The 17,992-nt window shown below is 67.5% G+C and carries 17 protein-coding genes; 7 read left to right on the plus strand and 10 right to left on the minus strand.

The window, feature by feature from the left end; genetic code table 11:
* Positions 1–5 precede the first annotated feature (5 nt).
* From QO207_RS21060 to QO207_RS21075, 4 genes are all read left to right on the plus strand, one after another.
* Positions 6–1,067, plus strand: coding sequence for a methionine ABC transporter ATP-binding protein (locus QO207_RS21060; RefSeq protein WP_301534247.1), 1,062 nt, complete (start codon positions 6–8; stop codon positions 1,065–1,067).
* On the plus strand, positions 1,030–1,704 hold the full coding sequence (locus QO207_RS21065; RefSeq protein ID WP_301534248.1) for a methionine ABC transporter permease: 675 nt from the start codon (positions 1,030–1,032) through the stop codon (positions 1,702–1,704). Before QO207_RS21060 ends, QO207_RS21065 begins: the two co-directional genes overlap by 38 nt.
* Positions 1,705–1,839: 135 nt before the next feature.
* On the plus strand, positions 1,840–2,349 hold the full coding sequence (locus tag QO207_RS21070; protein WP_301534249.1) for a hypothetical protein: 510 nt from the start codon (positions 1,840–1,842) through the stop codon (positions 2,347–2,349).
* 38 nt (positions 2,350–2,387) lie between these two features.
* On the plus strand, positions 2,388–2,741 hold the full coding sequence (locus tag QO207_RS21075) for a VOC family protein (protein ID WP_301534250.1): 354 nt from the start codon (positions 2,388–2,390) through the stop codon (positions 2,739–2,741).
* A gap of 80 nt (positions 2,742–2,821) precedes the next feature.
* Here QO207_RS21075 and QO207_RS21080 read toward each other — a convergent pair whose 3' ends face one another.
* The gene (locus tag QO207_RS21080) at positions 2,822–3,643 is read right to left on the minus strand and encodes an alpha/beta fold hydrolase (RefSeq protein ID WP_301534251.1); all 822 of its coding nucleotides are present in this window, start codon (positions 3,641–3,643) and stop codon (positions 2,822–2,824) included.
* Between the two features lie 262 nt (positions 3,644–3,905).
* On the opposite strand from QO207_RS21080, the gene QO207_RS21085 reads away from it, so the two are divergent.
* Complete coding sequence (locus QO207_RS21085) at positions 3,906–5,846, plus strand: hypothetical protein (protein ID WP_301534252.1); 1,941 nt, start codon at positions 3,906–3,908, stop codon at positions 5,844–5,846.
* Positions 5,847–5,860: 14 nt separating this feature from the next.
* Here QO207_RS21085 and QO207_RS21090 read toward each other — a convergent pair whose 3' ends face one another.
* The 5 genes from QO207_RS21090 to QO207_RS21110 all read right to left on the minus strand — a co-directional run bounded on the left by QO207_RS21090 (position 5,861) and on the right by QO207_RS21110 (position 11,037).
* Positions 5,861–6,145 (minus strand): hypothetical protein, encoded by a 285-nt coding sequence (locus tag QO207_RS21090; RefSeq protein WP_301534253.1) that lies wholly within the window; start codon positions 6,143–6,145, stop codon positions 5,861–5,863.
* Between the two features lie 148 nt (positions 6,146–6,293).
* Positions 6,294–6,929, minus strand: coding sequence for a LysE family transporter (locus tag QO207_RS21095; RefSeq protein WP_301534254.1), 636 nt, complete (start codon positions 6,927–6,929; stop codon positions 6,294–6,296).
* Between the two features lie 54 nt (positions 6,930–6,983).
* Entirely contained in the window at positions 6,984–7,373 is a 390-nt protein-coding gene (locus tag QO207_RS21100) for a VOC family protein (RefSeq protein ID WP_301534255.1), read from the minus strand.
* Positions 7,374–7,439: 66 nt separating this feature from the next.
* A complete protein-coding gene (locus QO207_RS21105; RefSeq protein WP_301534256.1) occupies positions 7,440–10,316 on the minus strand; it encodes a C1 family peptidase in 2,877 nt (958 codons plus the stop codon).
* Between the two features lie 220 nt (positions 10,317–10,536).
* A complete protein-coding gene (locus QO207_RS21110) occupies positions 10,537–11,037 on the minus strand; it encodes a VOC family protein (protein ID WP_301534257.1) in 501 nt (166 codons plus the stop codon).
* Positions 11,038–11,255: 218 nt separating this feature from the next.
* On the opposite strand from QO207_RS21110, the gene QO207_RS21115 reads away from it, so the two are divergent.
* Positions 11,256–12,011, plus strand: a complete 756-nt coding sequence (locus QO207_RS21115; protein ID WP_301534258.1) for a class II aldolase and adducin N-terminal domain-containing protein — start codon at positions 11,256–11,258, stop codon at positions 12,009–12,011.
* Between the two features lie 137 nt (positions 12,012–12,148).
* Here the strand turns inward: QO207_RS21115 and QO207_RS21120 are convergent, their stop codons facing one another.
* The 3 genes from QO207_RS21120 to QO207_RS21130 are packed head-to-tail and all read right to left on the minus strand — an operon-like array spanning position 12,149 to position 16,009.
* The gene (locus tag QO207_RS21120) at positions 12,149–13,171 is read right to left on the minus strand and encodes a GlxA family transcriptional regulator (protein WP_301534259.1); all 1,023 of its coding nucleotides are present in this window, start codon (positions 13,169–13,171) and stop codon (positions 12,149–12,151) included.
* Between the two features lie 9 nt (positions 13,172–13,180).
* Positions 13,181–14,839 carry a choline dehydrogenase gene (locus QO207_RS21125; protein WP_301534260.1) on the minus strand — a complete coding sequence of 553 codons (1,659 nt, stop codon included), beginning with the start codon at positions 14,837–14,839 and terminating at the stop codon, positions 13,181–13,183.
* A 3-nt stretch (positions 14,840–14,842) separates the two neighbouring features.
* Positions 14,843–16,009 carry an aromatic ring-hydroxylating dioxygenase subunit alpha gene (locus QO207_RS21130; RefSeq protein WP_301534261.1) on the minus strand — a complete coding sequence of 389 codons (1,167 nt, stop codon included), beginning with the start codon at positions 16,007–16,009 and terminating at the stop codon, positions 14,843–14,845.
* A 290-nt stretch (positions 16,010–16,299) separates the two neighbouring features.
* On the opposite strand from QO207_RS21130, the gene QO207_RS21135 reads away from it, so the two are divergent.
* A complete protein-coding gene (locus tag QO207_RS21135) occupies positions 16,300–16,941 on the plus strand; it encodes an HD domain-containing protein (protein WP_301534262.1) in 642 nt (213 codons plus the stop codon).
* On the opposite strand, the gene QO207_RS21140 is transcribed toward QO207_RS21135, so the two are convergent.
* Positions 16,938–17,861: a LysR family transcriptional regulator gene (locus QO207_RS21140; RefSeq protein ID WP_301534263.1), complete on the minus strand. Its 924-nt coding sequence runs from the start codon at positions 17,859–17,861 to the stop codon at positions 16,938–16,940. The genes QO207_RS21135 and QO207_RS21140 overlap by 4 nt on opposite strands.
* Positions 17,862–17,992: the final 131 nt, after the last annotated feature.

Genomic DNA, 17,992 nt, shown 5'->3' on the forward strand with positions numbered 1-17,992 from the left:
CACCCATGGTCAGCTTCAACCGCAATCTCGAACTCGCCACCCAGCACATCGCCCTGCGCGGCCTGGGCAAGACCTACACCGGCCACCACGGCCCGGTGGAGGCACTGAGCGACATCGAACTCTCCGTCCGCCGTGGCGAAGTGTTCGGCATCATCGGCCGCAGCGGCGCCGGCAAGAGCTCGCTGATCCGCACCCTCAACCGCCTGGAGCAGCCCAGCGTCGGCCAGGTGCTGATCGACGGCGAGGACATCGGCGCCTTCGATTCCCAGCAACTGGTCGGCCTGCGCCGTCGCGTCGGCATGATCTTCCAGCACTTCAACCTGATGTCGGCCAAGACCGTCGCGCAGAACATCGCCCTGCCCCTGCGCGTGGCCGGCGTGCCCAAGGCGCGCATCGCCGAACGGGTAGACGAGCTGCTGCAGCTGGTGGGCCTGGAAGACAAACGTCACGCCTACCCCGCACAACTTTCCGGCGGGCAGAAGCAGCGCGTCGGCATCGCCCGCGCGCTGGTGCACCAGCCGGAAATCCTGCTCTGCGACGAGGCCACCTCGGCGCTGGACCCGGAGAGCACCCAGGCCATCCTCGCGCTGCTGCGCGACATCAACCGCCGCCTCGGCCTGACCATCGTGCTGATCACCCACGAGATGGCGGTGATCCGCGAAATCTGCGACCGCGTGGTGGTGCTCGAACGCGGGCGCATCGTCGAACAGGGCGACGTCTGGGAAGTCTTCGGCAACCCGCAGCACGAGGTCAGCCGCACCCTGCTCGGCTCGCTGCAGCAGCACCTGCCGCCGGACCTGCTGGCACGGCTGGAGCACCCCTCGGACAACGAAGTCATCCTCGACCTGCACTACACCGGCGTGCGCGAACAGGAGCCGGACCTGCTGGCCATCGCCCAGGCCCTGGGCAGCCGCATCAGCCTGCTGCACGGCGGCATCGAGCGCATCCAGGGCCGCGCCCTCGGCCGCCTGCTGCTGAGTGTCGCCGCGCCTGCCGCCAGCGCCCCGCAACTGCTCGAACGTGCCCGCGATGTCGCCGATCGCCTGGAGGTGCTCACCCATGCCTGATCGCCTGCTGCAAGGCCTGCTCGACACCCTGCTGATGATCGGCGCGTCCTCGGCCATCGTCCTGCTGGTGGGCATCCCGCTGGCCCTGGTGCTGGTCACCACCGGCGCCGGCGGAATCTTCCAGGCGCGCCTGGTCAACCAGGGCCTGGGCAGTGTGGTCAACGTGCTGCGCTCGATCCCGTTCCTGATCCTGATGGTCGCGCTGATCCCCTTCACCCGGCTGATCGTCGGCACCAGCTACGGCGTGTGGGCGGCAGTCGTGCCGCTGACCATTGCCGCCACACCGTTCTTCGCACGCATCGCCGAGGTCAGCCTGCGCGAGGTCGACCACGGCCTGATCGAAGCGGCCCAGGCCATGGGCTGCCAGCCCCGGCACATCATCTGGAACGTACTGCTGCCCGAGGCGCGACCGGGCATCGTCGCCGGCTTCACCATCACCCTGGTGACCATGATCAACTCCTCGGCCATGGCCGGCGCCATCGGTGCCGGCGGCCTCGGCGACCTCGCCTACCGCTATGGCTACCAGCGCTTCGACACCCAGGTGATGCTCACCGTGATCATCCTGCTGGTGGCGCTGGTGACCCTGATCCAGTTCGGTGGCGACCGCCTGGCGCGCTGGCTCAACAAGCGCCTGTGACGTTCGTCGGCTGGAACCCGTACGGCCTTACTGCCATGCGGGTTACGTCTAACCTGACAACACACCCGCCCCTCCGTGCCCAGGCACAGTTCGTGGATGCGTGGCGTCCCTGTGCAAACCGCGGAGGCGTTCGTCATGGCCAATCCCCTTTCCACCCTGGGCATCGTGCATACCGCCATCAGCCTGGTGCCACTGGTCGCCGGGCTGTGGGCGTTCTATCAGGCGGGGCGCATCGACCCGCGCAGCCCGGTCGGGCGCTGGTATGTCTACGGGATGATCCTCGGCGTGCTGACGGCCTTCGGCCTGTCCAGCACCGGCGGCTTCAACGCCGGCCACGCCATCGGCATTCTCTGCCTGATCGCCATCGCGGTGGGCAGCTACGCGCAGCGGATCAGTGCGCTCGGTGGTCTGGGCGAATACCTGGAAACCGCAGCGATGAGCTTCAGCTTCTTCCTGATGATGATCCCCACGCTCAACGAATCGCTGTCGCGCCTGCCGCCGTCCAACCCCATCGGCCAGGGCCCGGACTCGCCGCCGGTGCAGACGGCGGTGATGGTCGCGCTGCTGGTGCTGGTGATCGGCGTGCTCTACCAGTTCTACCGCATCCACCGCCGCCGCATGCCACCGGCACGCCCGGCCCACTGAGGGTCTATGCTGGCGGACTGCTCAATCGGAGTTCCGCCATGATCGTCCGCCGCATCGTCGCCAACCTCGCCACCGGCAAGCCTGCCGAGGTGGCCCGCTTCTACCGCGAGCTGTTCGACCTGGACGTGGTGATGGACCACGGCTGGCTGATCACCCTCGCCAGCGGCGAAAACGCGCTGACCCAGCTGAGCCTGGCCAGCGAAGGCGGCTCCGGTGCGCCGGTGCCGGACCTGTCCATCGAGGTGGACAATCTCGACGAAGTGCACCAGCGCGCCCTCGCGGCCGGCCACGAGATCACCTACGCACTGACCGTCGAGCCTTGGGGCGTGCGGCGTTTCTTCCTGCGTGACCCGCTGGGGACGCTGCTGAACGTACTGGAGCACAGCCGTTGATGGGGGGACTCGCGAGCAAGCTCGCTCCTACAGGGGAGACGCCGAAGCATTCGTAGAAGCCAGCCCGCTCACGACTGGCCTCAGCGATTGAGGAAGCCCAGCAGGTCCTCGTTCACCTGGTCGGCCATGGTCGTGCACATGCCATGGGCGCCACCCTTGTAGACCTTCAGCGCGCCACGCTGGACGAACTCCATCGAGCGCTTGCCGGCGGCGTCGATGGGCACGATCTGGTCATCGTCGCCATGCAGGATCAGCACCGGTACGTCGATCTTCTTCAGGTCCTCGGTGTAGTCCACCTCGGAGAATTCGCGGATGCACAGGTATTGCCCCAGGTGCCCGCCACTCATGCCCTGCAGCCAGAAGTTGTCGATCACGCCCTGGGACGTCTTCGCGTTCGGCCGGTTGTAGCCGTAGAACGGCAGCGCCAGGTCCTTGTAGAACTGCGAACGGTCTTCCTTCACTCCCTTGCGGATGCCATCGAACACCTCGATCGGCAGGCCACCGGGGTTGGCCGCAGTCTTCAGCATGATCGGCGGCACCGCGCCGATCAGCACGGCGCCAGCCAGGCGTCGGGTGCCATGGCGACCGATGCAGTGCGCCACCTCGCCGCCGCCGGTGGAGTGGCCCACCAGCGTCGCGCCCTTGAGGTCCAGCGCATCGAGCAGCGCCGCCAGGTCATCGGCGTAGGTGTCCATGTCGTTGCCATTGGCCGGCTGCCCGGAACGCCCATGCCCGCGGCGATCATGGGCAATGACCCGGTAGCCCTTCTGCACCAGGAACAGCATCTGGGCATCCCAGGCATCGGCATTCAGCGGCCAGCCGTGGGAGAACACCACCGGCTGCCCGCTGCCCCAGTCCTTGTAGAAGATCTCGGTGCCATCTTTCGCTTTGACGAAGCTCATTTGGGTCGTTTCCTTCAGGGAGTGGTTGAAAAGAAACGCCGCGACTGCTGCGACTGCGGACCGCTCTACGGCGGCCTAGAGCATAGTTGGGTCGCTGCGCCCACCCGAACGCGGAGGGATAAATCCGACGAGCGACGACACGCCGCCAGCGATGCTCGATTTCCGATACTCTTGCCGGCCATTTGTCGGGATTGCCGGCGAACACGCTCTGCGCCATTGCTCGCGCACGAACCCAGAAGAACCATTCATCGAGACGCCCTCCATGCTCGACAAGAGGAAACTGCTGCCACTGGCACTGCTGCTGGCGGGAGTGCTCAGCCTGGTGCTGCAGTACCTGGCCGGAAATCCGCTGCAGGTCAGCCTGTTCAACTCCGATGGCCTGTACCTGCCGACGCTGCTCTCCGACCTGACCGCCCACGGCGGGCAACTGGCCGACTGGTACCTGACACCGGCGCCCTACTTCTTCCCGGACATGCCGATGTTCGCCGTAGCCCAGGCGCTGGGCCACGGCGCCTACCGAAGCTTCCTGATGTTCGCCTCGCTGCAGACACTGGTGCTGTTCGCCAGCCTCTGGGCAATAGCTCGCCTGTGCGTCGGAAGGGACGACAGTACGCTCGCCGCCCTGGCCACGCTGGCGCTGGTCGGCCTCGGTCTCGCCGGCCGTGAACCCTTTTCGCTGCTGTTCGTCAGCGCCTATCACTACGGCATCTTCCTCGCCGCGCTATGGCTGGTCTTCTGCTGGGCGCGGTTCGAGGCCGACGAAAGCCGGGCCGCATCCAGTGGTCGCCGCTGGCTCGGCGCTGCAGCGGCGATCGCCTTCGTCGCGGCACTTTCGGACAACCTGTTCATCGTCCAGGCGCTGATCCCCCTGCTGGCGACTGCAGGTGTGCTGGCCCTGGCCCAGCGGGAACTCGTGCTCAAGAAACACCTGCCGGTGCTGGCTCTCATGCTGGCCGGGGCGCTAGGCTACGGGTCCTACAAGTTCCTCGTCCCGCACCCCCAGCGCTACAGCGCCAGGCTGGGCCTGGAAAAGCTCCCGGAGAACGTCTCGTTCTGGTGGCACCTGCTGCTGGACATGCTGCAACAGCAGCCGATCTTCGCCCTGGCAGTGCTGTTGTACGCCTGCGCCATCGTCTGGAGCATCCGCAGCCTGCTGCGCCTGCCGCAAACCAGCGCCGGGGAGCGTCGCCTGACCTGGCTGGTGATCTTCTCGGCGATGTCCATCGGCTCCACCCTGGCGACCGTCAGCCTGCTCAAGAGCCTGCCGATGAGCCCCCGCTATCTCATCCCGGTGGTGTCCTGGCCGGTAGTGATCGCCGCCCTCTTCCTGCGTCACTGCGCAGGGCAATACTTCCTCTGGCTGGGCAGCTCACTGTCGGTGCTGCTGGCCGCAATTCTCCTCGCCAACGCCTACGGCACCACCACAAGCCGTGGGCTCCAGCAGGAGTTCTACCCCGCCGAATTCGCCTGTATCGACAACGCCCTGGCGAGCGCGGGRGCCCGCAACGGCATTGCGCAGTACTGGGACGCCAAACTGCTGCAGAACTTCAGCCGCCTGGACCTGACCCTGGCGCAGTACCTGGAGCAATTGGACGAAATGCGCTGGATCACCTCCGCGCGCTACTACCGCGACAGCTACGATTTCGCCATCGTTTCCGAGAACGCCACGCCCCCCTTCAAGCTTTCGACGCAAGCCATCGAGCGTCTCAATGGGCCGGCCAGGCAAGTGGTGCGTTGCGGCGAGCGCTCGGTCCTTCTCTACGGCAAGGACGGCCTGAAGGTCCGCCAGATACTGGCAGTGGGTGAAAGCCGGCAATGGAGAGCCTGTGAGCTGCCCAGCCAGATCGGCGCCCCCGTGGAGGGTTGCCGGGTGCACAAGCGTGACGATGCCCAGGTGGGGTACCTGACTTTTGGCCCGTACCAGTTGCTTTCGCCGGGACGCTATCGCCTGGAACTGGACTACGCGAGCAGCGCCGCAAGCAGCGACAGCATCGCCGACTGGGATGCCGTCGTCGCCCTGGAGAAGGAAGCCCGCGTGGTCGGCAAGGGCAGCCTTGTCGGAACCGCAGGGGCAGACGGCAAGCTCAGCGCAGAGTTCGTGCAGAACGTCGAGGGCCAGGCACAGAAAGTCGAGGTGCGCACCTTCGCTCACGCCGGCAAGGACCTGGAGATCCAGCGCCTGCGCCTGACCCGGCTGGATTGAGTGGACGCGCCGCCCTAGACAAACGGCTGGTCGTGGAACCCACGCGGCAGGCGCTGGCTGCCCGGCATGGCCACCAGGCGTTTTTCCCAGAAGCTGCGCCAGTCGTTGTGCACGGCTTCGGCGCGGGCCTTGCGCTGGGCGCGGCGGGCGGCGTTGCGGGCGTCGCGGCGGGCTTCCTTGTAGACCTCGGTGTTGCGGCAGCTGCGGCACTTCACGCGGTTCAGTTCGCTGGTGGACTCCAGGTGCTTGCCGCTATGACCGCAGGCCAGGTGGCCCTTGACCTTGTAGTGAGTGACCATCGCAGATTCTCCCTGACCGACGAGCGCACCCTCGTCGCTTGGCGGTGCCGCAATCAGGCATGGGGTGCGTGCCGGGTGATTGCGACGCTCAGGGAGTTGGACGGGCCGCTGCGCTGGCGGGTTCGAAATTTCTGCGGCGTGGCCAGCCTCAGTGGGTCGCCAGCATCCGCGCGCCGAACAGCAGGTAGCAGCAGCCGGCGAAGCGATCCAGCGCCCGGCGGAAGCGGCGGTAGACACCCGCCATGCGCTCGCTGGCGAACACCAGTACCACGCAGCAGTACCAGCTGAAGGACAGCGTCACCATCAGCGCGATGGCCATCGCCAGCAACGGCGCGGAGGGCGAAGCCGGCATCGCCGTGGCAAACAGCGTGGCGACGAACAGCGCGGTCTTGGGATTGGTCAGGTTGCCCAGCAGGCCGAGGCGGAACACCGACCAGGCGCTACGCTGGCGCGTCACCTCGGCCAGACTCTCGCCTCCATCAGCCGGTGCCCGGCGCTTGAGCAGCTTGATGCCGAGGTAGACCAGGTAGGCGCCACCAGCCAGCTTGAACAGCAGGTAGAGCGAAGGCGCGGCGCTGAACAGCGACTTGATTCCCAACCCGCCCGCCAGCCCCCAGATCACGGTGCCACTGGCCACGCCTAGGGCGGCGATCAGGCCGAGGCGGCGCGAATGCACGGCGGCGATACGCGCGGTGGTGAAGAAGTTCGGTCCCGGCGTGATCACCGCCACGATCCACAGCAGGGCCACGGAAAGCAGCGGAGCGAAGTAGGTGGCAGCGGTCATGGCGGGCTCTCGTTGCAGGGGGCAAGCACGCATTCTAGCGCCCGTGCGCCGGCCTCACTCGTCCAGATGACAGACGCAGCACAGCTTGTTGCCGTCCAGGTCGCGCACGTAGGCGCCGTAGTAGGTCGGCGAATAGTGCAGGCGCAGGCCCGGCGCGCCTTCGTCCGCGCCGCCCAGCTGCAGTGCGCGGGCATGGAAGCTGTCGACCTGGTGCCGCGTGCGCGCCTCGAAGCCCACCAGGCTGCCGTTGCCCACCGTCGCCGGGCGGCCGTCGATGGGCCGGTAGACGCAGAACACTACGTCGCTGTCCGGGTGGGCGAACAGCGCCCGCTCCGGCTGGTGCCGACGGGCCTTGAGGACGATACCCAGTGGCCCCAGCACCCGCGTGTAGAAGTCGATGGCGCGGTCCAGATCGTTGCTGCCGACGGTGATATGGCTGAACACTCTTCCACTCCCGGTTTGCGGCGCCCGGCCAGCGCGAGCGCGGGCCGGGCGGTTCGAAGCGGGCTGTCAGTAGCCCCGCAGATCATCCACCGGCATCGCCAACTTCGCCTGCCCGGTGATCCGGGTCAGGGTGCGGCTGACGATGTCGATGGCGTTGTCGAAGCAGCCGTGACCAACGGCAATCGAGGTCGACGGGCTGACGCAGGTGAGCACCTGGCGGTCGTCCAGCAACTGGATCTGCTTGCCCTGCACCAGCCCCGCCGAGGCCAGCGCCTGGCGCCAGATGCTCAGCGCCGCGCCGGTGGCGGAGGAGCCGTCCCAGCCACGGTAGTTGGGGTCGAGTACGTTGGCCAGGCCGAGGATCGGCGTGCGCAGGTCCCCTTCCAGGGCATTGGACACCAGGTACAGCAGCGACTTGCGGTACACCGCGGCGGTGTTGTCGTCGCGTTCGGCGCGGTCGGAGAGGATGTCCAGGTACAGGCGTTTCATCAGGTCGTCGTGGGGCGCGTAGTGACGGTTGGCGAACTGCACCGTGCAGGCCGGCGCATAGAGATGGATCGACTTCACCCGCGCCGCGACGCCCCGCGCAGCCATCACGTCGATCAGCCAGCCAAGGATGATGGAGCCGGCGGAGTGCCCGACCAGGTGGATTTCCAGCTGCTCGCCCCAGGTGGTCACCAGGTTCTGCAGGGCGGTCACCAGCAGGTCGCCACCGCGGGTGGGCAGGGTCGAGAATTCGGCGTTCTCCTTCATCTCGCTCCAGATCGGCCGCGCCATGGGGCGGCCCACGGTGCTTTCGAGCAAGGCATCGGAGGCATCGGTGAGCGCCTCGCGGATGCCGCCGGCGCGGGACGGCTCGCTGCGGAAGCGGTCGGCGATGATGTCGCCGATGGACTCCAGCAGCCCGGTCTTCCACACCAGGAACAGTGGGTAGCAGCCATTGCCGAGGAAGAACCGGCCCATGGCGCGGGCGCGGTCGATGGCCGCCTCCTCGCTGTTCAGGCCGCCGTGGCAGTAGATCACCAGCCGCTTGGGCGTACCAGGCTGGTTGCGCAGCCACTGGTCCGGCAGGGTGCAGGCCTGGAACAGCAGGGTGCGGGTCAGTTCGTCCTGGGTCAGGTAGCGGCTGACCCGACCGTCGTTGCCCATGACGATGCTGTGCTCGTAGGCGGTGGCCTCGTCCCACCACAACGCCTTGTTCGCCCCACCGACCCGCGCCGCGCCGGACTTGCTGCCAGCGGCCAGTTGGCCAAGCACCACGCCGGGCACACCCAGCGCGGCGACCCAGGCGTCCATGGCGTTGGCCAGCCAGTCGGCGTAGCTGAGGATGGCGAAACCGCCGCTGCCCCAGGTGGTGCCCCAGGAGTTCTGCACGATGAAGCCCTCGGTGTTGAAACCGACCAGGGCAAAGGCGTGGCCGCCGCTCTGCGACGGTGGGCCATCGAAGGGAATCTTCTGCAACGTGCCATGGGTGATCGGTGCCGAACGCGCGGGCTTTTTCGCGCCCTTGCGCGGCACAGGCGTGCCGGGCAGCTGGTTCCAGCCATCGTGGGTGTAGGCGGACACGTAGATGGCGCCCACTTCCTGGATCGCCGCCTGCAGGTCGGTGATGGATTTCACCTCGATGCGGTAGTACACGCCCAGGGTGTTCTGGGTCGCCCGCGTGGCATAGCCGAACTTCGGCTGGACGATGCCCTGGGCGGTATAGGGCCAGTCCGCTTCCAGGCACACGCCATGGTGGAACCAGCCCTTGAGCGCCCCGCGGCAGCTGGAGCCGTCGTAATCCTCGCCGGAATACTCGTCGTAACGGCGGGCGAAGTCATAGAGCATGCGCGGGCTGACCGACTCGAAGTCGCTCTGCGGGAAGCCCGCCTTGCGCCAGCGCAGGTAGTTGACCACGCAGGCCAGGCCGAAGCCGGTGCAGGCGCCTTCAAGCCCCTGGTCGAGGATCAGCCCGGACTGGCTGTACTCGCCCAGGTAGCGGGCGACGTCGGCGTTGCTCGGGAACAGGTCCGGCAGGCTCGCCGGCGGCGGCAGGTACGCGCGGTCGCGCAGGTCCTGCGGGTCCTTGCTGGCGTTCAGGCGTGGCACGGCCTTGGCACGCGTGGCAGCGGCGCGGCCCGACGGGGCCGGCCAGGCTTTAGTGGCCAGGTCGAACACACTCCAGAAGCGGTCGATGCCGTGGCTACCGCCATTGACCAGCTTGCGCGCGGCGAGGAAGTCCTTGGGCTTGCCGCTCAGGTTCGCCGGTAGCGCCTTGCGCATCCGCGTGGCACGGTCGGCGAGGAACAGCGCCAGCAACGTTGCCGCCACTTCCGGGGCGTTGGCCAGGTCAGGCTGCTCCACCAGGTCGACACCGATGCGCTGGGCGTAGGTGGTGTAGTTGTCGCGCCCGGTGAGCTGGACGAAGCCGCGCCCGCGGTACTTGGCGCCATCGCCGGGCTGGGTGTTGCCAATGTCCGTGCGCCCCTCATAGGCGCTGAAGGCGGATTGTCCGGGGCGGGTATTGAACTGCGAGGGGAACTCGGAGATCGGCACGAAGCCTTCGGTTTCCGCGCGGATGCTGCCCAGCGCCGCCAGCACCATGGGCCGGTCGGTGAGGCCGGCGGCCTGCAGTGCCGCCGTCACGTAGGGCAGATAGCGCCGTACGTTGGAGGGCTTGGTCGCCGGGAACAGCAGCTGCGTATTGGGCAGCGGGATCAGTTCCGCCTGCGCCGGCAGCAGCCCGAGCAAGCCGAGGCAATAGGGGCCGACCACCCCGTCGGCGATCACCCCGACGCCGGCCTGCCAATGGCGTACCGCCGCGCCGGTCTGGGCATCGAACTCGCTGCCCTTGTCCAGCCCCGGATAGAGCGCCGCATCCGCTCCCAGCAGCGCTGCCAGACGTTTGCGCAGCTCGCCTACCGCCTTGCCCTTCTGTCCTTGCACCAACAGTGTGTCCATGACTTCGTCTCCGCTTGTCCGCTGATGGATTCCGATGCAACACGGCACGTGCCCATAGAAAATCCACCGACCGACAACCGCGAATCACGGCCACACCATTCCACGAGAGCAGCATGCTGCGGGGCACTGCCCCGCCAATGGACGAGCGCCCCTCCCTGCTGCCTGGCGCGCGCATCCCGTTCTGAACTATAGGCGGGCGAAGCGCGCCCGCCAGCACCGATCAGTTCCCTGCGTGGGCGCGTTCGATGGCGGCCATGTCGAGCTTCTTCATGCCCATCACCGCCTGCAGCGTACGGCTCGCCCTGGCCTTGTCCGGGTCGGCGACCATGTCGCCGACGTGGCGCGGGCAGATTTGCCAGGACACCCCGTAGCGATCCTTCAGCCAGCCGCAGATCTGCGCCTCCTCCGGGCCGCCGGCGCCGAGCTTGTCCCAGAAGTGGTCGATCTCCTTCTGGCTGTCGCACATCACCTGCAGCGACAGCGCCTCGGTGAAGTTGAAGGTCGGCCCGCCGTTGAGGGCGATGAAAGTCTGGCCGTCGAGCACGAACTCCACCGTCAGCACCGAACCGGGCACGCCGCCGTGACGGTCCTTCTCGGCCTCGGGGTAGTAGGCGGTCTGCACGATCCGCGAGTTGGGGAAGATCGCGGTATAGAACTGGGCGGCCTCCTCGGCCTTGCCGTCGAACCACAGGCAGGGAGTGACGCGTTGCAGGCTGGACATGATGAGTCTCCTGATTCTCGCGCGGTCGGCATGACCGGCATGCAGTCTGGTCGCCTGGGCGGCGAAGGAATCGACAAGTCTAGGCGGAGTTTTTCGCCGCACCGGACGATCGGTCGGGCGGCATCGGGAGTCGTTGCGCGTCAAGTTTTCCGGATGTGTCGCCCTAGACTCGAAGCCAGGCCCCGCCGCGTTGGCGCGGGCATCCGCCGGGAGCCGTCATGCCCACACTCGCCCCTTCACTGCAGGACGCCAGCCTGGAACGCCAGGCCCGCCTCGACCTCGCCTGCGCCTTCCGCTGGGCCGCGCGCCTGAACCTGCACGAGGCCATCGCCAACCACTTCAGCCTGGCGCTGTCGGCCGATGGCCGGGACTTCCTGATCAACCCCTACGGCCGGCATTTCTCGCGCATGCGCGCCAGCGACCTGCTGCGCCTGCACACCGACGACCCCGATGCGCTGCAGCGCCCGGACGCGCCGGACATTACCGCCTGGGCCCTGCATGGCGCATTGCACCGTAACAACCCGCAGGCGCGTTGCATCCTCCACGTGCATTCGAAGTACGCCACCGCCCTCGCCTGCCTGGCCGACTCGCGCCTGCCGCCGATCGAGCAGAACAGCATGCGCTTCTTCGAGCGCGTAGCCATCGACGAGGGCTTCGACGGCATGGGCCTGGGCGACGAGGCCGAGCGTGTCAGCCGCTTGCTCGGCGACAAGCCGATCCTGCTGATGGGCAACCACGGCCTGCTGGTCGCGGCGCCCAGCGTGGCCCAGGCCTTCGATGACCTGTACTACTTCGAACGCGCCTGCGAGGTCTACCTCACCGCCCTGGCCAGCGGCCGCCCGCTGCGTATCGCCAGCGACGATGTGGCGCGCAAGACCATGCGCCAGTGGCTGGAGTATCCGGGGTTTGCCGAGCGGCATTTTTCCGCGTTGCGGGAGATGTTGCTGGAGAGCGAGCCGGAGTTTGCCGAGTGAAACGCGCCCATGGTTACAGACGCGCGTAGGAGCGGACTCCGTCCGCGATCGATTGGCCCAAGCTCCGTTCGAGACAGGCGTTCGGCAGGGCCGATCGCGGACAAAGTCCGCTCCTACGACAGCCGGAGAACACGTAATCAGGAATCCCGCCCCAGCGGCTGGCGCATCACCGGGGCGCTGTAGGTCTGGGTGCGGTCGGCGCTGGGCGGGCAGCCGAAGTGCGCGCGGTAGGCGCGGGAGAAGTGCTCCAGCGAGCCGAACCCGGAGCTGGCCGCTACCTGGGCGACGCTCAGGCGTGTCTGCTGCAGCAGGCTGTGGGCGCGGCCCAGGCGCAGGACGATGTAGTACTTGAGCGGCGACAGCCCGGTGTGCTGCTTGAACTGACGCTCCAGCTGGCGCCGCGAGAGGCCGACGCGCTCGGCGATGGCGTCGCACTCCAGCGGTTCCTCCAGCGCCTGCTCCATCAGCGCGATGGCGCGCCGTACCTTGCCGCCATGGGCGTGGGCGTCGCTTTGCCGGCCCTGCAACTGGTGCGCGCCGGGTTCGCGGGTCTCGCCCAGCAGCAGGTGCATGGCGATCTCCCGCGACAGGTCAACATCGACCCGCTGGCCGATCCAGCCGAGCATCAGGTCGAGGATGGCGCTGGCTCCGGCGCAGGTCAGGCGCTGGCGGTCGAGGGTGTAGAGCTGCGCGCGAGCCTGGACTTTCGGGTAGCTCTCCTGGAAGCCCTGCAGGTTGTCCCAGTGCACCGCCGCCGGGTAGCCATCGAGCACCCCGGCAGCGGCCAGCAGTTCGGTGCCGGTTTCGATACCAGCCAGGGTGGTGCCGAACGCCGCCTGCCGGCGCAGCCAGCTCTTCAGCGGGCGATTGCGCGCGTGCTTGTGCACGTCGAAGCTGGCGATGACGAAGCAGGCGTCCCAGCCGCGCTCCGGGTCGATAGCCTCGTTTACCACGCTGGTCAGGCCGTTGCTGGCGGTCACCGGCTTGCCATCCAGCGACAGCAGCGTCCACTCGAACAACGCCTCACCACCCAGCCAGTTGGCGATGGCCAGCGGTTCCACCACCGCCGCCAGCCCCAGGCCGGGGAACGACGGCAGCAGCAGGAGCGCGACGCGCAGGGGCTCGCGGCGAAACCGGGAAGGCGGTGAAACACTGGCCATGCGGACTCCTCAGCGCTGCCGGCTGTGCCATTGCGGGTGCAGCCAGACCGGGACGTTGGCCGCCTGCAGTGGCGGCAGCCCCCGAATCATATCGCTGGCCTTCTCGGCGATCATCACTGTCGGCGCATTGGTGTTGCCGCTGACGATGCTCGGCATGATCGACGCATCCACCACACGCAGCCCATGCAGCCCATGCACACGCAGCTGCGCATCGACCACCGCCTCGGGATCGTTGGCCGGGCCCATCTTGCAGGTGCCGCTGGCGTGGTAGCCGGTTTCGGTCACCCGCCGCGCCCAGGCGTCCAGCTCGGCGTCGCTGCGGGCCAGCGGGCCGGGAGTCAGCTCCTCGCCGGCAAAGGCGCGCATCGCCGGTTGCTGCATCAGCTCGCGCACCAGGCGCGCGCCGGCACGCATGTCGGCACGGTCCTGCTCGCTCTGCAGGTAGTTGAAGAGGATGCGCGGCGCCTGCCGCGCATCGCTGCTGCGCAGGGTCACGCTGCCCAGGCTGGTGGGGCGCATCAGGTCGATGTGGACCTGGAAGGCGTGGTCCGGCACCGGCGCCACGCTGCCCGGCTGCACCGCCAGCGGCATGAAGGTGAGTTGCAGGTCCGGGTGCTCGACGCCGGCGCGGGAGCGGATGAAGGCGCCCGCCTCGAAGTGGTTGCTCGCCGCCAGCCCGTCGTGGCTGGCGAACCAGCGCGCGCCGATCCACCACTTGCCCGGCGCGCGGGTCCAGGGATAGATCGACACCGGTGCCTTGCAGCGGAACTGCACGACGCTGTCCGGGTGGTCGTTGAGTCGCCGGCCGACGCCGGGCAGGTCATGCTTCACCGCGATGCCCAGCGCGCGCAGCTCCTCGGCCGGGCCAACGCCCGAGAGCATCAGCAGGTGCGGCGAGTTGATCGCCCCGGCAGTCAGCAGCACTTCGCGTTTCGCCCGCGCTGTCAGCGTGCGGCCGCTCTGCGCATAGTCCACGCCCACCGCCCGCTCGCCTTCGAAGAGGATGCGCAGCGCCAGCGCGTCGGTCGCCACCGTGACGTTGCCGCGCCCCAGCGCCTCGCTCAGGTAGCCGCGCGAAGTGCTCCAGCGCCTGCCCTGACGCGTGGTGCGATCCACCGGGCCGAAGCCTTCCTGGCGATGGCCGTTGAGGTCGGTGCTGCGTGCGTACCCGGCCTCCTCGCCCGCCGCGACGAACGCGGCGCACAACGGCGTGTCGATGTCGCCGGGCGTGACGTGCAAATGCCCCGTGTCGCCGTGGTAGGCATCGGCGCCATTGGCGTGGTTCTCCGAGCGGATGAAGTACGGCAGCACCCGCTGGTAGTCCCAACCCTCGCAGCCCTGGGCTGCCCAGCCATCGTAGTCGCGGGCGTGGCCACGGATGTAGACCATGCCGTTGATCGAGGACGACCCGCCCAGTGTTCGCCCACGTGGCGTGGCGATGCGTCGGCCGTCCAGGTAGGGCTCGGGCTCGCTGCTGTAGCTCCAGTTGAAGCGCGTACCGCCGACCACCATGCCCACCGCAGAGGGCATGTCGATGGTCCAGCTGCTATCGGCCGGCCCCGCTTCCAGCAGCAGGATGCGCACGGCCGGGTCGGCGCCCAGGCGGTTGGCCAGCACGCAGCCGGCCGAGCCCGCGCCGACGATGATGTAGTCGTAGTCCATCGCCATTCCTCAGAGCTGTGCGCCGTGGATGCCCTGGAACACCAGGCGGTGGAAGTGATGCACCAGGTGCTCGCTCTCGTTGCTGCGCTCGGCGTCGATCATGTAGCGCCCCTGGTCGTAGCCCATGGAGCGCAGGCCCTTCTGCACGCTGATGTTGAGGGCGATGTCTTCCGGCCCCAGCTCCTCGTTCATCCAGCGCATGCAGGCCTTGCTCACCTCGGCGGTTTGCGCGTTGGCCGAGTAGTAGCCGAAGCGCAGCAGGGAGCGCTCGGCATCCAGCGGGAGCATGATGAAAGTGCCGAGGAACTCGGAGAACGGGAAGGTGTAGAAGGTGTTGTTCGGCCACATGCCGATGTTGAAGAAGCACTCGTCGGGGTTGAGGTCGCTGCGCAGCTTCACGCCGTAAGCCTCGCCGGCCTCAAGGTTGGCCGGAGCGATGTAGGTCCACCAGTTGTCGCGCTTGCTCAGGCGGTAGCCCTTGAAGTCGATCAGCTTGGCCAGGTCGATATGGCACGGCCCGGAGAGCTTGAAGTGATAGCCCTCGATGGAGTTGTCCATGATCACCTTCCAGTTGGCCGGCACAATCACGTCGGCCTCCTCGATCAGGCGCATGTCGGCAAGGTTGGGGAATACCCGGTGCATCTCGGCATCCGCGCCGGGGAACAGCTCGGCCAGCGAAGGCGCTTTGGGGTCGAGGTTGAAGTAGAGGAAGCCGCCCAGTTCCTCCAGGCGCACCTGCGGGATGGCGAATTCCTCCTTGTCGAAGTTCTTGATCCGCTCGCAGCGCGGCGCACTGCGTAACGAGCCGTCCATCTCGTAGCACCAGGAGTGGTAGGCGCAGCGCACGATGCCGCCGGTGTTGCCGCGACGCTCTTCCAGTAGGCGGTTGCCGCGGTGCTGGCAGACGTTGTGGAAGGCACGGATTTCCCCGCCACGGCTGTGGGCGATGACGATGCTCTGGTCGAACAGGTCGCAGACCACGAACTGCCCGACTTCGGCGAACTCGCTCAGGTGCCCGGCGACATGCCAGGAGCGCAGGAAGATGTTGTCGCGCTCGGCGGCGAACAGCGCCTCGTCGTAGAAGTAGCGCGACGGCAGGGTGAAGGCCTGCTCCGGGTCCTGGCGGTCCCAGCCGTCGATGGAAGTACGCAGTTTCAGGCTCTCGATGGACGACATGCTCGACTCTCCTCGGCTTTCTCTGGCTTGCCGGGCGCGGTGGCCGGCGGCTCGGTTCGAGGACAAATCTAGGGGCACGCCTGCGCCCGCTCTTGATGAAAAACGACAAGTTTTCCGGCGGACGCATCAAGGCGAAGCGACTGGCGAAACGGGCTCTGGCAGCAAAGGATGCATGGCTGTCCGGATTCGCTCCCCCGCCCTCGTTGTCCCGCGCGCGCTGCGGATTTCCAATGGCATGGAGCGCGATGCAGCCCGTTTCGCGCGTTGCAGATCCAGCCCAGGAGCCCGCCATGAGCCTCGACCTGAACGGCGTCAAAGTCCCCGACAGCGCCCTCGCCAAGGCCATCACCGAGATGGTCCGCGACAACGCCACCCCGCTGCTCTTCCACCACTCCTCGCGCGTCTACTACTGGGGCGCACTGACCGGTGCGCGCAAGGAACTGAAGTTCGACGCCGAGCTGCTCTACGCCGGCGCGATGTTCCACGACATGGGCCTGATGCCGCGCTACTGCAGCCAGTGCGAACGCTTCGAAGTGGACGGTGCCGACTGCGCCGCGGAGTTTCTACGCAGCCATGGCATCGCCGAGAGCGACATCGACACGGTGTGGACCGCCATCGCCCTGCACACCACGCCCGGCATCCCGCAGCACATGAAGCCGGAGATCGCCCTGGTCACCGCCGGGGTGGAAATGGACGTGCTGGGCATCGCCTATCCGCAGTTCCCCGACGCCCAGCGCGACGCCGTGGTCGCCGCCCACCCCCGCGGCGAGCAGTTCAAGCAGGACATCCTGCAGGCCTTCTACGACGGAATCAAAGGCAAGCCGGAAACCACCTTCGGCAACGTCAAGGCCGACGTGCTGGCGATGAAAGATGCCGACTTCGTGCGCGGCAACTTCTGCGAAGTGATCCTGAATTCCGACTGGGCCAGCTAGGCCTTCGCGGCCACGGGCGTGCCCAGCACACCGGGCTCGCCCAGCAGTTGCGTCAGCCACTGCATGAACGCCCGCACCCGCTGCGGCAGGCGGCGGTGGGCGTAGAGCAGGGAGATCTCCATGGGCGGCAGCGCTATGTGTTCCAGCACCGCCACCAGGCGCCCGGCTTCCAAATCATCGAGCACGCCATGGATCGGCACCTGGATGATCCCCAGCCCACCCATCGCCGCGCTTTCGTAGGCCTCGGCGTTGTTCACCGACAGCGCCCCACCCATCGGCACGTAGCGCACCTCGCCGTGGTGCAGGTACTCGAAACCCGGCGGCCGCGCCCCCAGCACCGTCACGTAATGGATCAGTTGGTGCCCGGCGAGATCATCCAGCGACTGCGGCACGCCATGCTCGGCGAGATAGGCCGGGCTGGCGCAGGTCACCTGCGGGAACTGCCCGAGGGTGCGCGCCACCACCGACGGATCGTTCACCGAGCCGACCCGCACCACGCAGTCGAAACCCTCGCGCACCAGGTCGACGCGGCGGTCGGTACAGCTCACCTCCAGCTCCAGCGCCGGGTGCCGCGCGAGGAATTCCCCCAGGCGCGGCATCACCAGCTTGCGCGCCATCACCGTCGGCATATCCACCCGCAGGCGGCCGCCGAGGGCTTCATCATCCTGTCGGAACAGGCCCTGCAACTCATCGAGCTGGGCCAGCATGTCCTTGCTGCGCTCGTAGAGCACCAGGCCATCCTGGGTTGCGGTGACGCGCCGGGTGGTGCGCTGCAGCAGGCGCGTGCCGAGCAGTTCCTCCAGCGCCTGGATGTGTTCGGACACGGTGGAGCGCGGCAGGCCGAGCTGCTCGCCGGCCTGGGTGAAGCTGGCCAGCTCGGTGACGCGGACGAAGGTGCGTAGAAGGTCGGGACGGATCATCGGACAGTCCAGCCATTGTTCGGTAGTACCGACCAGTATTTCCGATTTACGCCGGTTTATCACAAGCCAATCGAACAATAAGCTTTCCCTCAATCCCACCCGCTCTCCAGACCCCGCACAGGAGCTTCGCC

This window comes from Pseudomonas sp. CAN1 (genome assembly GCF_030462585.1).
Lineage (GTDB): Bacteria > Pseudomonadota > Gammaproteobacteria > Pseudomonadales > Pseudomonadaceae > Pseudomonas.

What these genes read in the sequence shown, in the direction of transcription:
- QO207_RS21120 (WP_301534259.1), bottom strand. Translation starts at nt 13,171, where the DNA reads ATGGCCAGTGTTTCACCGCCTTCCCGGTTTCGCCGCGAGCCCCTGCGC.
- QO207_RS21135 (WP_301534262.1), top strand. Translation starts at nt 16,300, where the DNA reads ATGAGCCTCGACCTGAACGGCGTCAAAGTCCCCGACAGCGCCCTCGCC.
- QO207_RS21080 (WP_301534251.1), bottom strand. Translation starts at nt 3,643, where the DNA reads ATGAGCTTCGTCAAAGCGAAAGATGGCACCGAGATCTTCTACAAGGAC.
- QO207_RS21140 (WP_301534263.1), bottom strand. Translation starts at nt 17,861, where the DNA reads ATGATCCGTCCCGACCTTCTACGCACCTTCGTCCGCGTCACCGAGCTG.
- QO207_RS21115 (WP_301534258.1), top strand. Translation starts at nt 11,256, where the DNA reads ATGCCCACACTCGCCCCTTCACTGCAGGACGCCAGCCTGGAACGCCAG.
- QO207_RS21125 (WP_301534260.1), bottom strand. Translation starts at nt 14,839, where the DNA reads ATGGCGATGGACTACGACTACATCATCGTCGGCGCGGGCTCGGCCGGC.
- QO207_RS21075 (WP_301534250.1), top strand. Translation starts at nt 2,388, where the DNA reads ATGATCGTCCGCCGCATCGTCGCCAACCTCGCCACCGGCAAGCCTGCC.
- QO207_RS21065 (WP_301534248.1), top strand. Translation starts at nt 1,030, where the DNA reads ATGTCGCCGATCGCCTGGAGGTGCTCACCCATGCCTGATCGCCTGCTG.
- QO207_RS21095 (WP_301534254.1), bottom strand. Translation starts at nt 6,929, where the DNA reads ATGACCGCTGCCACCTACTTCGCTCCGCTGCTTTCCGTGGCCCTGCTG.
- QO207_RS21105 (WP_301534256.1), bottom strand. Translation starts at nt 10,316, where the DNA reads ATGGACACACTGTTGGTGCAAGGACAGAAGGGCAAGGCGGTAGGCGAG.
- QO207_RS21130 (WP_301534261.1), bottom strand. Translation starts at nt 16,009, where the DNA reads ATGTCGTCCATCGAGAGCCTGAAACTGCGTACTTCCATCGACGGCTGG.
- QO207_RS21090 (WP_301534253.1), bottom strand. Translation starts at nt 6,145, where the DNA reads ATGGTCACTCACTACAAGGTCAAGGGCCACCTGGCCTGCGGTCATAGC.
- QO207_RS21070 (WP_301534249.1), top strand. Translation starts at nt 1,840, where the DNA reads ATGGCCAATCCCCTTTCCACCCTGGGCATCGTGCATACCGCCATCAGC.
- QO207_RS21060 (WP_301534247.1), top strand. Translation starts at nt 6, where the DNA reads ATGGTCAGCTTCAACCGCAATCTCGAACTCGCCACCCAGCACATCGCC.
- QO207_RS21110 (WP_301534257.1), bottom strand. Translation starts at nt 11,037, where the DNA reads ATGTCCAGCCTGCAACGCGTCACTCCCTGCCTGTGGTTCGACGGCAAG.